At 72.2% G+C, this 13339-nt stretch carries 15 protein-coding genes and 1 riboswitch; of the genes, 5 read left to right on the top strand and 10 right to left on the bottom strand.

What is annotated here, in order from left to right; translation table 11 throughout:
• Positions 1–313: 313 nt before the first annotated feature.
• The 3 genes from IF22_RS0124100 to IF22_RS0124090 form a co-directional block, all read right to left on the bottom strand.
• The gene (locus IF22_RS0124100; RefSeq protein ID WP_030335713.1) at positions 314–787 is read right to left on the bottom strand and encodes a PH domain-containing protein; all 474 of its coding nucleotides are present in this window, start codon (positions 785–787) and stop codon (positions 314–316) included.
• Positions 788–1224: 437 nt separating this feature from the next.
• Entirely contained in the window at positions 1225–2070 is an 846-nt protein-coding gene (gene hisG, locus IF22_RS0124095; protein WP_030335711.1) for an ATP phosphoribosyltransferase, read from the bottom strand.
• 48 nt (positions 2071–2118) lie between these two features.
• Entirely contained in the window at positions 2119–2382 is a 264-nt protein-coding gene (locus IF22_RS0124090) for a phosphoribosyl-ATP diphosphatase (protein WP_030335709.1), read from the bottom strand.
• 133 nt (positions 2383–2515) lie between these two features.
• Between IF22_RS0124090 and IF22_RS0124085 the strand changes: the two genes are divergently transcribed.
• From IF22_RS0124085 to IF22_RS0124075, 3 genes are read left to right on the top strand one after another with little or no spacing between them, the layout of a single operon-like run.
• Positions 2516–3379 carry an ABC transporter substrate-binding protein gene (locus IF22_RS0124085; RefSeq protein ID WP_030335707.1) on the top strand — a complete coding sequence of 288 codons (864 nt, stop codon included), beginning with the start codon at positions 2516–2518 and terminating at the stop codon, positions 3377–3379.
• A complete protein-coding gene (locus tag IF22_RS0124080) occupies positions 3376–4221 on the top strand; it encodes an amino acid ABC transporter permease (RefSeq protein ID WP_030335706.1) in 846 nt (281 codons plus the stop codon). Before IF22_RS0124085 ends, IF22_RS0124080 begins: the two co-directional genes overlap by 4 nt.
• Positions 4222–4224: 3 nt before the next feature.
• Positions 4225–4968, top strand: coding sequence for an amino acid ABC transporter ATP-binding protein (locus IF22_RS0124075; protein WP_030335704.1), 744 nt, complete (start codon positions 4225–4227; stop codon positions 4966–4968).
• Between the two features lie 17 nt (positions 4969–4985).
• On the opposite strand, the gene ribH is transcribed toward IF22_RS0124075, so the two are convergent.
• The 7 genes from ribH to rpe all read right to left on the bottom strand — a co-directional run bounded on the left by ribH (position 4986) and on the right by rpe (position 11196).
• A complete protein-coding gene (ribH, locus tag IF22_RS0124070; RefSeq protein WP_030335701.1) occupies positions 4986–5486 on the bottom strand; it encodes a 6,7-dimethyl-8-ribityllumazine synthase in 501 nt (166 codons plus the stop codon).
• 2 nt (positions 5487–5488) lie between these two features.
• Entirely contained in the window at positions 5489–6754 is a 1266-nt protein-coding gene (locus tag IF22_RS0124065; RefSeq protein WP_030335699.1) for a bifunctional 3,4-dihydroxy-2-butanone-4-phosphate synthase/GTP cyclohydrolase II, read from the bottom strand.
• Positions 6751–7434, bottom strand: coding sequence for a nicotinamide riboside transporter PnuC (gene pnuC, locus IF22_RS0124060; protein WP_030335697.1), 684 nt, complete (start codon positions 7432–7434; stop codon positions 6751–6753). The genes IF22_RS0124065 and pnuC overlap by 4 nt, the downstream gene beginning before the upstream one ends.
• Positions 7434–8078, bottom strand: a complete 645-nt coding sequence (locus IF22_RS0124055; protein ID WP_030335695.1) for a riboflavin synthase — start codon at positions 8076–8078, stop codon at positions 7434–7436. Before IF22_RS0124055 ends, pnuC begins: the two co-directional genes overlap by 1 nt.
• 1 nt (position 8079) lies before the next feature.
• Positions 8080–9141, bottom strand: a complete 1062-nt coding sequence (gene ribD, locus IF22_RS0124050; RefSeq protein WP_030335693.1) for a bifunctional diaminohydroxyphosphoribosylaminopyrimidine deaminase/5-amino-6-(5-phosphoribosylamino)uracil reductase RibD — start codon at positions 9139–9141, stop codon at positions 8080–8082.
• A gap of 167 nt (positions 9142–9308) precedes the next feature.
• Positions 9309–9479: riboswitch (FMN riboswitch) on the bottom strand.
• A 78-nt stretch (positions 9480–9557) separates the two neighbouring features.
• Positions 9558–10514 carry a GGDEF domain-containing response regulator gene (locus IF22_RS0124045; RefSeq protein WP_030335691.1) on the bottom strand — a complete coding sequence of 319 codons (957 nt, stop codon included), beginning with the start codon at positions 10512–10514 and terminating at the stop codon, positions 9558–9560.
• A 1-nt stretch (position 10515) separates the two neighbouring features.
• Positions 10516–11196: a ribulose-phosphate 3-epimerase gene (gene rpe / locus IF22_RS0124040; RefSeq protein ID WP_030335689.1), complete on the bottom strand. Its 681-nt coding sequence runs from the start codon at positions 11194–11196 to the stop codon at positions 10516–10518.
• A 253-nt stretch (positions 11197–11449) separates the two neighbouring features.
• On the opposite strand from rpe, the gene IF22_RS0124035 reads away from it, so the two are divergent.
• Positions 11450–12343, top strand: coding sequence for a septum formation family protein (locus IF22_RS0124035; RefSeq protein WP_030335687.1), 894 nt, complete (start codon positions 11450–11452; stop codon positions 12341–12343).
• 82 nt (positions 12344–12425) lie between these two features.
• Entirely contained in the window at positions 12426–13316 is an 891-nt protein-coding gene (locus IF22_RS0124030) for a septum formation family protein (RefSeq protein WP_030335686.1), read from the top strand.
• Positions 13317–13339 lie beyond the last annotated feature (23 nt).

The raw sequence follows: 13339 nt of genomic DNA, 5'->3' as shown, positions 1-13339 counted from the left end.
CTGCTCGCACGCGGAGACAGCCTGGTCGACTCGACAACACTACACCGGCGCCCCGGTCACCCCCAAACCGGGACACCCGGGGCAGCGTCCGGGACGCCGTGCCACCCCTGCGCGGCCCTCACGCGCCTGGCGACGCTTCAAGATCCGCGCACTTTCCCTGAAACTGCCGCCTCCCGGCGCCGTGATGCAGCAGTTTCAGGGAAGTTGTCCAGATCTTGGCGAGGGGTGCGCCGCATGCCTGGCCGCTGGGCGGCGACGCGAGGTCGACGGTCGGCGGTTCGGCCGCGGACCGGCGTGGGCGGTGTCGCTGGGGTCAGCGGCCGACGGCGCGTTCGGCGAGACGGGCCTGGTGGGCCTCGTGCAGGCGGCGCAGCGCGCGGACCCCGTCGACTGCCGACTCCTTGTCGGCGGCCTGCAGGGCGACCATCGGCAGCAGGTCGTCGTCGTGCAGCTCCAGGCTGGCCCACGGCGCGCCCCGGTCGAAGCGCACGCCCCGGACAACCTCCCAGGGCAGCTGGTAGGAGCCGACGATGTTGCGCACCCGGATCCCCCGCGCGTCCGCCTCCACCCGGGGACGGGTGAACAGCAGGCAACCCAGCGCCCCGAAGACGCCCAGGCCGATCATGGCGATCTGGTCGCCGCGCTGGAAGCTGCCGTAACCATCACCGGTCGGGCCACTCAGCGACGTCGCGACCAGACCGAACACCACCACCAGGGCGACCGCCGCCGACCAGCAGACCGCGCGGATGCGGCGGGGCTTCAGGCGGACCAGCTCGGTATCACTCACCCCACCAGTCTGCCACCCGCACTCGTCCCGCAGACGCACCACCCGCCGAGCCAGCACCCGCCAAGCCGCCGCCCGCCCGACGATCGCCGGCCGCCTGCCGGCGTTCTAGCCGCGCACCCGCGCACCCGCGCACCCGCAAGATCCACTCGGGTTCATGAAAACGGGGGTGTCCGCACGCCAGGGACACCCCCGTTTCCTGAAACCCGAGTGGATCAGCCGCTGGGGCCGCCCCATGGACGCGGACTGGGCCGGGAAAGGGACGGGACACGGACGGCGACGGGCGGCGACCGCCACCTCGCCAGAGACGGAGACGGACACGGGACCGCAACGCAGACGGGCCGCGCCGCGGGCGGGAACGGAGACGGAACGCAGACGGGCCGCGCCGCGGACGGGAACGGAGACGGAACGCAGACGGCCGCGGTTCGGGAGAGGGACGGTCAGAGGCGACAGGCGTGGATGTTGGTGACGAGGATGGCGCGGGCACCCAACTCGTACAGCTCGTCCATGATGCGGTGCACGTCGTCGCGGAGCACCATCGCCTGCACCGCCACCCAGCCCTCCCGGTGCAGCGGCGACACGGTGGGCGACTCGATGCCCGGGGTGAGCCCGCTGGCCCGGTCCAGCAGACCGGCCGGCACGTCGTAGGCGAGCATCACGTAGCGGCGGGCCACCAGCACCCCGTGCAGGCGGCGCAGCAACTGCTCGGCCTGCGCGTGCGCGGGCGCGCCGGCCCGCCGGACCAGCACCGCCGACGAGCGCAGCAGCGGCTCGCCGAAGACCACCAGGCCCGCCTGGCGCAGGGTCGCGCCGGTCTCCACCACGTCCGCGATCACGTCGGCGACGCCGAGGCGTACGGCGTTCTCCACCGCGCCGTCGAGACGGATCACGTCGGCCTTGACCCCCACCTCGCCGAGGTGCCGCTCGACCAGCCCCGGGTACGCGGTGGCGATCCGGTGACCGCCCAGCTCCTGGACGGAGGCGATGTCGTCGGGGCGGGCGGCGAACCGGAAGGTCGCCCGGCCGAAGGCCAGGTCGACGACCTCCTCGGCTGGCGCGGCCGAGTCGATCAGCAGGTCCCGGCCGGTGATCCCGAGGTCGAGGTCACCGGAGCCGACGTAGGTGGCGATGTCCTTCGGGCGCAGGTAGAAGAATTCGACGTCGTTGGCCTCGTCCCGGCAGACAAGGTCCTTGGGGTCGGTGCGCTGGCGGTAGCCCGCCTCGCGCAGCATCTGGGCGGCCGGTTCGGCCAGGGTGCCCTTGTTGGGAATGGCGACACGCAGCATGACGGAGTGCTCCTTCGATCCGGATGGCGATCAACGGGGTGGGGGCACTCACAGATGTCGGTAGACGTCCTTGAGCTCGAGACCACTGGCGAGCATCAGCACCTGGACCTGGTAGAGCAGCTGGGAGATCTCCTCGGCGGTGCGCTCCGGCCCCTCGTGCTCGGCGGCCATCCACGACTCGGCCGCCTCCTCGACGACCTTCTTGCCGATGAAGTGCACGCCCTTGTCCAGCGCGGCGACGGTGCCCGAGCCCGGGGTGCCGGCGGCGGCCTTGGCCTGCAGCTCGGCGAACAACTCCTCGAACGTCTTCACGGGAAGCGATTCTTCCAGCCTCCCCGGCAGGGCCCCGCGTCCGGGTCCGCCCGAGTCCCGCAAGCGGACAATTCCCTACCAACATGGTGGGACAATTGTCGATCGATGCTCATGGAGCCCTACGCTGTCGGCCATGGCCAGCAGATCACGTCTTCTCGCGCTCCCCCTCGCCGGCGCCGTCGTGGTAGCCACCGCCGGATGCGCGCCACAGGACGAGAAACCCACCCCCACTGTCACCGCCACAGCGTCCTGCGCCAAGGACAGCCTGCCCACGCGTACGCCGGGCAAGCTGACCATCGCCACCGACCAGCCCGCGTACGAGCCGTGGTTCTCCGACGACAAGCCCGACAACGGTGAGGGCTTCGAATCCGCCGTCGCGTACGCGGTGGCCGAGCAGCTCGGCTACGCCCGCGCCGACGTCACCTGGACCCGGATCAAGTTCGACACCGCGATCGCGCCCGGCCCGAAGGACTTCGACTTCGACATCAACCAGTTCTCCATCACCGAGGAGCGCAAGCAGGCGGTCGACTTCTCCGCGCCGTACTACCTGGTGCGACAGACCGTCATCGCGTTGAAGTCCTCGAAGATCGCCGGCAGGACGTCGCTGGCCGAGCTGCGCGACGCCCGGCTCGGCGCGCAGGTCGGCACCACCAGCTACCAGGCGATCACCGACGTGATCAAGCCGACCGCGAAGCCGCAGGTCTACAACAGCAACGACGACGCCAAGAAGGCACTGCAGAACGGGCAGCTGGACGGTCTGGTGGTGGACCTGCCGACCGCCTTCTACATCACCGGCGCGGAGATCACCGACGCGACGATCGTCGGGCAGGTGCCGCAGGTCGGTACGCCCGAGGCGTTCGGGTTGCTGCTCGACAAGAACTCCCCACTGACCCCGTGCGTGAGCGACGCGGTCGGTCAGCTCAGCACGGCGGGCACCCTGAAGCAGTTGGAGCAGAAGTGGCTCGCTCAGGCGGCGGGGGCGGCCGAGCTGCGGTGACTCTTCTGGATCGTGTGCCGTCCGAGGCGCAGCTGCGGCGCACGGCGTACCGGCGTCGGCAGACCGTCTACAGCGTGCTCGTCGCGGCCTGCTCGACGGCGGCGCTCGGCACGCTGCTGGTGATCGCGGTGACCGGGGCGCCGGGCTGGGACCGGGTCCGGCGCGCGTTCCTGGATCCGGCGATCGCCCGCGACGCGCTGCCGACGGTGCTGAGCGGGCTCTGGCTCAACGTCCGGCTGCTGGTGTGCTGTGCGTTCGGCGCGCTGCTGCTCGGGCTGGTGATCGCCGTGCTGCGGACGCTGCGCGGGCCGGTCTTCTTCCCGGTCCGCGCGCTGGCCGCCGGCTACACCTACACCTTCCGGGGCCTGCCGCTGATCATCGTGCTCTACCTGCTCACCCTCGGCGTGCCGGGGCTGCGGTTGCAGGGCATGCCGCCGGTGCTGGTGCTGGGCGGGATCGCGCTGGTCCTCACCTACGGCGGCTACCTCGCCGAGGTGTTCCGGGCCGGCATCGAGTCGGTGCACCACAGCCAGCTCGCGGCGGCCCGCTCGTTGGGCCTGACCCACCGGCAGACGATGCGCCACGTGGTCCTGCCGCAGGCCGTCCGCCGGGTGGCGCCGCCCCTGCTCAACGACGTGGTGGCGTTGCAGAAGGACGTGGGGCTGGTGTCGCTCGCCGGGCCGATCGACGCGGTCCGCGCCGCGCAGATCGCCACCGCACAGACCTTCAACTACACGCCGTACATCGTGGCGGGGGTGCTCTTCGTGCTGCTCGCGATCCCGCTGATCGCGGTCACCGACTGGGTGACGCTGCGCGCGGCCCGCCGGCAGTCGGGAGGCTGAGCCATGGCACTGCTGCGCTGTCGGGGCCTGCGCAAGGAGTTCGGCGGGCACACCGTGCTCGACCAGCTCGACCTGACCGTCACCGAGCACCAGGTGGTGGCGGTGATCGGCGCGTCCGGTTCCGGCAAGTCGACACTGCTGCGCTGCGTCAACCTGCTGGAGGAACTCGACGACGGCACCATCGAGTTGGACGGCGAGGACATCTCCGATCCCCGGGTGGACCCGGACCAGGTCCGTCGGCGCATCGGCATGGTGTTCCAGGCGTACAACCTCTTTCCGCACCTGAGCGTGTTGGACAACATCACCCTCGCGCCGCGGCGCGTACACCGTCGGGGCCGCGCGGAGGCGGAGGCGCAGGCCCGGGAGTTGCTCGACCGGGTGGGGCTCGGCGCGAAGGCGGACGCCTACCCGGACCGGCTCTCCGGCGGGCAGCAGCAAAGGGTGGCGATCGTCCGGGCGCTGGCGAACTCACCCCGGCTGATGCTGCTGGACGAGATCACCTCAGCACTGGACCCGGAGCTCGTCGGCGAGGTGCTGTCGATGGTCCGCGACCTGAAGGCCGACGGGATGACCATGGTGCTGGCCACCCACGAGATGGGCTTCGCCCGGGAGGTCGCCGACGAGGTGTGCTTCCTCGACGCCGGGCGGGTCGTCGAGAGCGGCCCGCCCGAACAGGTGCTCGGCGAGCCGACGCAGCCCCGGACCCGGCAGTTCCTGCGCCGGATCATCGAGGCCGGTCGGCTCTGAGCCTGCAAGGGGGTGCCTCAGCCGCCGAAGCCGACCCGCTGGGCGTTGCCCGCCGCCACGGTCCGCACGGCCAGTGCCGCGTCGAGGGCCGCGACCGTGGCGGCCCAGCCCTTGTCCTCCGCCGAACCGGGCAGGCCGGCCCGGTCGCGGGCCTGCTCGATGGTCTCCACCGTCAACACCCCGTGCGCCACCGGCTTGCCCTCGTCCAACGCCACCCGGGTCAACCCGTCGGTGACCGAGCGGCAGACGTAGTCGAAGTGGGCGGTGGCGCCACGGACCACCACGCCGAGGGCGACCACCACGTCGCAGCGGCGGGCCAGGGCCTGCGCCACCACCGGCAGCTCGACCGAGCCGGCGACCCGGGCGACCACGGAACGAGCGCCGCACGCCTCGGCGGCGGCCACCGCCCGCTCCAGCATGTGGTCGGTCAGCTCACCGTGCCAGCGGGCGGCGACGACCCCGACCGTCAGTCCTGCGGCGTCGACCGCCTCGACCCCCGGCTCACCGAAACCCGCCATCGTCATGCTCCGATCTCGTCGTTGGCGACCGGACGCCCCAGCGGCGCCTCGGACTCCTCGTCCAACTCGTCCAGCAGGTGACCCATCCGGTCCCGCTTGGTGCGCAGGTAGCGCATGTTCTCCGGGTGCGCGCCGACCGGCAGGCTCTCCCGGCCGGTGATCGTCAACCCGTACCCCTCCAGCCCGGCCCGCTTGGCCGGGTTGTTGGTCAGCAACCGCATCGACCGCACGCCCAGGTCGTAGAGGATCTGCGCGCCGGTGCCGTAGTCGCGGGCGTCGGCCGGCAGGCCCAGGTCGAGGTTGGCGTCGACGGTGTCGCGGCCCAGGTCCTGCAACTGGTACGCCTGCAGCTTGTGCAGCAGCCCGATGCCGCGCCCCTCGTGCCCACGGACGTAGAGCACCACGCCCCGGCCTTCCTTCCCGACCCGGGCCAGCGCGGCGTCCAGCTGCGGCCCGCAGTCGCAGCGCAGCGAGCCGAACACGTCCCCGGTCAGGCACTCGGAGTGCACCCGGACCAGCACGTCCTGGCCGTCACCGAGGTCACCCAGCACCATCGCGACGTGTTCGGCCGGGTCGTGCTCGGCGCGGTAGCCGAGTGCCCGGAACACCCCGTGCCGGGTCGGCATCCGGGCGTCGGCGACCAGTTCGACCTGCTTCTCGGTACGCCGCCGGTAGGCGATCAGGTCGGCGATGGTGACCAACGTGAGGCCGTGCTCGGCGGAGAACTTCTCCAGGTCCGGCAGGCGCATCATGGTGCCGTCGTCGTTGACCAGCTCGCAGAGCACGCCGGCCGGCCGCAGCCCGGCCAACCGGGTCAGGTCGATGCCCGCCTCGGTGTGCCCCGGCCGGCGCAGCACCCCGCCCTCGCGGGCGCGCAGCGGCACCACGTGCCCGGGGCGGGCCAGGTCGGTCGGGTCGGTCGTCGCGGCGGCGAGCAGCCGGCTGGTGTGCGCGCGGTCGGCCGCCGAGATGCCGGTGCTGACCCCCTCGCGGGCGTCCACCGTCACCGTGTACGCGGTGCCGCGCCGGTCCTGGTTGGTGTGGTGCATCGGCGGCAGGTCGAGCCGGTCGGCTTCGCTCTCGGTCAGCGCCACGCAGACGTATCCGGAGGTGTAGCGCACCATGAACGCCATCAGCTCCGGCGTGGCCAGCTCGGCCGCGAAGATCAGGTCGCCCTCGTTCTCCCGGTCCGCGTCGTCGACCACCACGACCGGCCGGCCGGCCGCGATGTCTGCGACCGCCTGCTCGATATCCCCAAAACTGGTCATGCGACGGCCTCCCGGTAGATGGGCTGACGGACGGTGGCCGTGGCACGCGAGGTGCGCCACCAGGCGGCGAAGCCCCAGACGCAGAGGGCGCCGTAGATCAGGTACATGACGGCCGACGGGTAGAACCCGCCGCGCAGCAGCAGCGGCACGCCGACCGCGTCCACCGCGATCCAGAGCAGCCAGAACTCCACCCACCCGCGGGCCATGCCGTAGGTGGCCAGCAGGCTGCCGGTGAGGATCCAGGCGTCCGGCAGCGGACCCCACGAGCCCAGGGCCTTGAGCAGCGGGTACGCCGCGGCGGTGCCGACCACGGCGGCCAGCAGCAGCATCAGCCGCTCCCGTCCGGTGGCCCAGCGCGGGACGACCGCCGCCTGTCCGGCGTCGCCCCGACGGTTGCGCTGCCAGCGCCACCAGCCGTAGACGCTGACCGCGAAGAAGAACACCTGTCGGCCGGCCTGCCCGTACAGGTCGTGCGCCTGCGGGGTGGTGAACACCCCGCCGAGGAAGACGGTGAGCAGCAGCGCGTTACCGATCATGCCGACCGGCCACGCCCAGACCAGCCGGCGCAGCCCGAGCAGCGCCGAGATCAGCCCGAACGCGTTGCCGACGATCTCCCGGACCAGCACCGGCGAACCGGCGATGTGCACCTGGGCGTCCAGTAGCCAGCTGAGCGGGCCCATCAGGCCACCCCGCCCAGGTTCGCGGCCACGCCGCGCACGTCGGCCTGGGTGAGCCGGTCGCCGAGCAGCCGTTCGACGTACTTGGCCAGCACGTCGACCTCCAGGTTGACCGGGTCGCCGACGCCCTTCGCGCCGAGCGTGGTCAGCTTCAGCGTGGTCGGGATCAGCCCGACGGTGAACTCGTCCGCGCCGACGGCGGCCACCGTCAACGAGACACCGTCGATGGTGATCGAGCCCTTCTCCACCACGTACCGGGACAGGCTGGCGGGCAGCCGGAAGCGGACCGTCTCCCACTGCTCGGCCGGCTCCCGGGAGATCAGTTCACCGACGCCGTCGACGTGGCCCTGCACCAGGTGCCCGCCGAGCCGGCTGCCGAGCGCGGCGGCCCGCTCCAGGTTGACCGGGTCGCCGGGGCGCAGCGCGCCCAGCGCGGAGCGGCGCAGCGTCTCCCCCATCACGTCGGCGGTGAAGACCCCGTCGGCCACCTCCACGACGGTCAGGCAGACGCCGTTGACGGCGATCGAGTCGCCGTGCCGGGCGTCGGAGGTGACCAGTGGGCCGCGGACGCCGAGCAGCGCCGAATCGCCAGCCGTGGGCGCCACCCGGACGATCTCGCCCATTTCCTCGATAATGCCGGTGAACATCTCAGCCCTCCCTTTTGCGGGGCAAAGCGGTGATCCGGAGATCCGGACCGACCTGCGTAACGTCGACGAACTCCAGATCGATGGCCTCGGCGATGGTGGTCACTCCCGCGTCGACCAGAGCGGTCGGGCCGGCGCCGAGCAACCGCGGCGCGACGTACCCGACGATCTTGTCGACCAGGCCGGCGGCCAGGAACGCGCCGGCCAGCCGGGGGCCGCCCTCCAGCAGCACCGCGCGGACCCCGCGCTGGTGCAGCGCCGCGAGCAGCGCCGGCAGGTCGACCCGGCCGTCCGCGTCGGCGCCGACCTCCTCGGCGGTCGCGATCCACGTCCGTGCCGCGCCGTCGCGGACCCGGGCGTCAGCCGGGGTACGCCCCGAGCTGTCCACCACCACCCGCAGCGGCTGCCGGATGGCCAGGCTGCCGTCGCGCAGGTTGCGGGCGGTCAACCGGGGGTCGTCGGCGAGCACGGTGCCCACCCCGGCGATGACCGCGTCGACGGTGCCGCGCAGCGCGTGCACGTCGATCCGGGCCGCCTCCGACGTGATCCACATGCTGGTGCCGTCCGCCGCGGCGGACCGCCCGTCGAGCGTGGCGGCGTACTTCCAGATCACGTACGGCCAGCCCCGGCGCATCGAGGTCAGCCACGCGATGTTGCCGGCCTCGGCCTCCTCGCCGCGTACCCCCAGATCGACCCGCACCCCGGCGGCGCGCAAGGTGGCGGCGCCCCCGGACGCGACCGGGTTGGGGTCGGGCACGGCGATGACCACCCGACCCACCCCGGCCTGGACGAGCGCGGAACTGCAGGGGCCGGTGCGGCCGGTGTGATCGCAGGGTTCCAGGGTGACGACAGCGGTGCCGCCCTTGGCCCGCCGGCCGGCCTGCGCCAGGGCGACGATCTCGGCGTGCGGGCCACCGGCGTACGCGTGGAAGCCCTCGCCCACGACCTCGCCGTCGGAGTCGAGCAGCACGCACCCGACCACCGGGTTGGGGCTGGTGGTGCCGAGCCCGCGCGCCGCCAACTCGATCGCACGCCGCATCGCCTCGTCAACGGAGACGCTGGCCATCGCCCTGCCCCTGCCCTCTCACTCGCCGGTCCGCGCGCGGGCGGTCAGGGAGGCGGTGGCCATGGGGCCACGGGCAGGCGGTGGCGGAATCCGGGAACGGCACAGCCGCCCCCGGGGGGTCGGCACGGCACGCTGAGGCCAGCGGTCGGCTCGGACCCGTCCGTCCCGCGCGCTGTCTCCCATCCGGACTGTCTGGGCGCGGACGAACCGCCCCCAACCGTCGGCCCCGGATTTTCACCAGGTCCACCGGGCGGCAGAGCCGTCCGGGTCGCGGGCTGACCACGGTTGGACCGTGGATCACCGCCGGTTCGGAATTTCACCGAGTCCCGCCAGCGCGTGGTGGGTACACGGGAAGTCTTACACGCCGATCCGGCTCCGCCGCCACCTAGGCGAGCTACTTCACAGCGGTATCACGCTCAGGTGACGCCGCGACGCCGGTCCACCGCCACGTACGAGCCCGGTTGACTCTTGGCGACCGTTTTCATCTCCGAGGCCATCGCGATCGCCTCGAGAGGGTCGGAGAACCGCTTGCCGGCGTCGGAGAGGGAGACCCCGATGGAGAGGGTGACCAGGGCGGCCCGCCGGATGGTGCCCCGCCGGTCCTTCAACTCGACGAAGCCGCGTTCCCGGTCGGTCGGGTCGTAGAGCGTGTCGGCGGCGTTCTCGAAGTCGACCACCGCCTGGGACGTCAACGGGCGCACCTGGTCCGGGGCGCAGACGATGACGAAGTCGTCACCGCCGACGTGACCGAGGAAGGCCGGTGGCAGCCCGACGCCCACCACCGCCCGGTGCAGGCTGCGGGCCAGCGCGGAGATGAAGTCGTCGCCACGGACGAAGCCGTACCGGTCGTTGACGCTCTTGAACCGGTCGATGTCGACGTAGCCGACCGCGTAGTCCACGCCCTGTCGGACCCGGTCGCTGATCTCCCGACGGATCCGGCTGTTGCCGGGCAGCCCGGTCAGCGGGGAGACCTCCCGGAACTCCTTGTTGCGGCGCAACGTGGACGACACCCGGGCCACCAGCTCGGCGGTGTCGAACGGCTTGACCAGGTAGTCGTCCGCGCCGGCGCTGAGCCCGTGCACCTTGTCGACGGTCATCCCCTTGGCCGTCAGCATGATCACCGGCAGGGCGGAGGTCATCGGGTCGGCGCGCAGCCGCCGGGTCAGCTCCAGCCCGTCGATCCGGGGCATCATGAGGTCGACCACCGCCAGATCCGGCCGCTGGCGCTCGATGACCTCCAGGGCCTCCTGGCCGTCACCGGCGTGGATCACCTCGAAGCCGTGCAGCCGCAGGTTGAAGTCGACGAAACGAGCGATGTCCTCGTCGTCGTCCACGACGAGGATGACGTCCTTGCGGTCGGCCTCGGGCTCCACCTCAGGCCCCGGGAGCCGCGCGTTCCGCCAGTGCCCGCAGGTGCCGTACCGCCTCCGCCGGATCGGCGGCCCCGTACACGGCGGTGCCGGCCACGAACGCGTCGGCGCCCGCCGCGGCCGCCTGCTCGATGGTGTCGGCGGCGATCCCGCCGTCCACCTCGATGCGCAGCTCCAGGTGCCCGGCCGACACGTGCCGCCGGGCCGTGCGCACCTTCTCCAGCAGCTGCGGAATGAACCGCTGCCCACCGAAGCCCGCCTTGATCGTCATGATCAGCAGGGTGTCGAAGCTGGGCAGCAGGTCCAGATAGGGCTCGATCGGGGTGTCCCGGTCGATGGCCAGGCCCGCCTTCGCACCGGCCGAGCGCAGGTCCTTGGCCAGCGCCACCGGGTCGTCGGACGCCTCCGCGTGGAAGGTGACGTTGTACGCCCCGGCGTCGGCGTACCCGGGCGCCCACCGGCGCGGGTCCTCGATCATCAGGTGCACGTCGAACGGCATCGCCGTGACAGCCCGCAGGCTCTGCACCACGGGCAGCCCAATGGTCAGGTTCGGCACGAAGTGGTTGTCCATCACGTCGACGTGCAACCAGTCCGCGGCGTCCTCGACGGCACGGACCTCTTCGGCGAGGCGGGCGAAATCGGCGGCCAGGATGCTCGGCGCGACGATCGGCGGCGGTACGGTCACCGGGCCAGTGTACGAACGTGGCCACCCACCACCGGCATCGCGGCACCAACTCCGACGCGCTGTGACCCAGCAGTGACCAGTGGTGCAGAATTGGACGCTCCGGATTCCTGAATCCGGACGAACAGACATCGGCGGCTGGCCGAACGACGGAAACGCGACGACACTCCAAGCGGGACGGTGCCGTAGGCTGCACGCCCGCCGGGGTCTCGCCGCGGGGCGCGGTGACCGGCCGCCAGCTCCCGGGAGGCAGACGATGCGACGGTGGCTTCCAGCGCTGGTGCTGGCCGGCGTCACGACGATGCTGCTGCTGACCGGCTGCACGCCGGCCCGGGGCGCGGACGGTGATCTCACCGACGACTGGCCGACGCTGCGGGTGCCCAAGCCGTTCACCCCCGCCACCGACACCTGCCTGCCGCGGATCGCCACCGTCGTGCAGGCCAGCACGTACGAGACGGTGGACTGCGCGCGCAACCATCTGGCCGAGACCATCCACGTCGGCACCTTCGTCGGCCCCGACGCGCTGACCGAGACCCGACCGGAACCCGGGTCGTCGGCGCTGCGCACGGCCCGCGCCGAATGCGACCAGCGGGCCCGCGAGGTGCTCGGCGGTGACTGGCACACCGCCCGACTCGCGCTGTCCCTCGCGCTGCCGTCCGCGCCCGCCTGGGCCGGCGGCGCCCGCTGGTTCCGCTGCGACCTCAGCGAGACCGGCAGCATCGACAACACCCGCCCGGTGAACCGCACCGGCAGCCTGCGCGGGGCGTTGATCGGCGACGCGCCCCTGACGCACCGCTGCTTCGACCCGAAGCTGATCGGCGACAACCTCAACTACATGGCGCCGGTGCTCTGCACCGAGCCGCACCGCGCCGAGTTCGTCGGCGTCTACCAGGAGCGGGACATGAGTTGGGCGGAGTTCACCAAATCCGCCGAGCAGGCGCACCAGCGCTGCATGGCGTTGATCGCCGAGTACGCGGCGGTGCCCAACAACAGCGAGTTGCCGTACCGGGCCGGGTCCATCTACTACCCGCCCTCGCAGCGGGAGTGGGAGGAGGGCGACCGTGGAGTGCGCTGTTTCCTGTGGAGCGACGACCGCAAACTCACCCGCTCGATGCGCGGGGTCGGCCCCGAGGGACTGCCCGCGATCTGAGCATCGGTGCCGTATGCTGCTGCGCCGTGGCGCTACCGACCGGTTGGGTCCGGTCGGGGGCCACCGGCGGCGGGAGGTCGGGATGCGACGGTGGTTGGCGACGTTGGCCGGGGGCGGGGCGCTGGCCCTGGCGCTGGCCGGGTGCGGCGCACCCGCCGGAGTCGACAGTGACCTCACCGACGACTGGCCGGCGCCCGTCGCGGCGCAACAGTTCGTCCCCGCCGCCGACGTGTGCCACCAGAGCTCCCAGCAGGTCGGCTTCCTGACCGGCTACAACCCGACGCCGTGCACCGAGGCGCACCGGGTGGAGACCATGCACGTCGGCACCCTCACCGGCCCGGGCGCCGACGGCGGCGCGCCCCCGCAGCCCGGCTCGGCCGGCATGCGGTCCGCGCAGGCCGGGTGCGACACCGCGGTCAACAAGGCGGTGGGCGCCGACTGGCGTTCCGGGCGGCTCGGCCTGACCGTCGTGCTGCCGTCGCCGCAGGCCTGGTCGGGCGGGGCCCGCTGGTACCGCTGCGACGTCACCGAGATCGCCAGCATCGACGACACCGCCGTCGATCTGCGCACCGGCAGCCTCCGGGGCGCGTTGTCCGGCGCGGCCCCGCTGGCGTACCGCTGCTTCAACCCGAAGATGGTCAAGGACGACATCGACGAGATGGTGCCGGTCTCCTGCACCGCCAAGCACCACGCCGAGTTCGTCGGCGTCTGGCAGGCCCCGGACGTCAGCTACGCCAGGTTCACCAGCGACGTCAAGCGGACCCACCGGGCCTGCCAGACGATGATCGCCAAGTACGCCAAGGTTCCGGACAACTCCCAGCTGGACTTCCGCGCCGGGACGATCTACTACCAGCCGTACGAGGAGGAGTGGCGCAACGGCAACCGGGGCGTGCAGTGCTTCCTCTGGATCTCCGACCGGAACCTGACCCGGTCGATGAAGAACGCCGGCACCAAGGGCCTCCCGGTCACCTAGGCCACACGGCGTCCGGCCGGTCG

The organism is Micromonospora parva, from assembly GCF_000718515.1.
GTDB classification, from domain to species: domain Bacteria; phylum Actinomycetota; class Actinomycetes; order Mycobacteriales; family Micromonosporaceae; genus Micromonospora; species Micromonospora parva.
Note: the sequence above shows the minus strand (reverse complement) of the source record. Positions and strands in the feature narration are given on the sequence as shown.

Coding starts and splice junctions, on each gene's coding strand:
- hisG (WP_030335711.1), bottom strand. CDS start 2,070: ATGCTGCGTGTCGCCATTCCCAACAAGGGCACCCTGGCCGAACCGGCC.
- IF22_RS0124085 (WP_030335707.1), top strand. CDS start 2,516: ATGGCCAGCAGATCACGTCTTCTCGCGCTCCCCCTCGCCGGCGCCGTC.
- IF22_RS0124075 (WP_030335704.1), top strand. CDS start 4,225: ATGGCACTGCTGCGCTGTCGGGGCCTGCGCAAGGAGTTCGGCGGGCAC.
- ribH (WP_030335701.1), bottom strand. CDS start 5,486: ATGGCGGGTTTCGGTGAGCCGGGGGTCGAGGCGGTCGACGCCGCAGGA.
- IF22_RS0124065 (WP_030335699.1), bottom strand. CDS start 6,754: ATGACCAGTTTTGGGGATATCGAGCAGGCGGTCGCAGACATCGCGGCC.
- pnuC (WP_030335697.1), bottom strand. CDS start 7,434: ATGGGCCCGCTCAGCTGGCTACTGGACGCCCAGGTGCACATCGCCGGT.
- IF22_RS0124055 (WP_030335695.1), bottom strand. CDS start 8,078: ATGTTCACCGGCATTATCGAGGAAATGGGCGAGATCGTCCGGGTGGCG.
- ribD (WP_030335693.1), bottom strand. CDS start 9,141: ATGGCCAGCGTCTCCGTTGACGAGGCGATGCGGCGTGCGATCGAGTTG.
- IF22_RS0124035 (WP_030335687.1), top strand. CDS start 11,450: ATGCGACGGTGGCTTCCAGCGCTGGTGCTGGCCGGCGTCACGACGATG.
- IF22_RS0124030 (WP_030335686.1), top strand. CDS start 12,426: ATGCGACGGTGGTTGGCGACGTTGGCCGGGGGCGGGGCGCTGGCCCTG.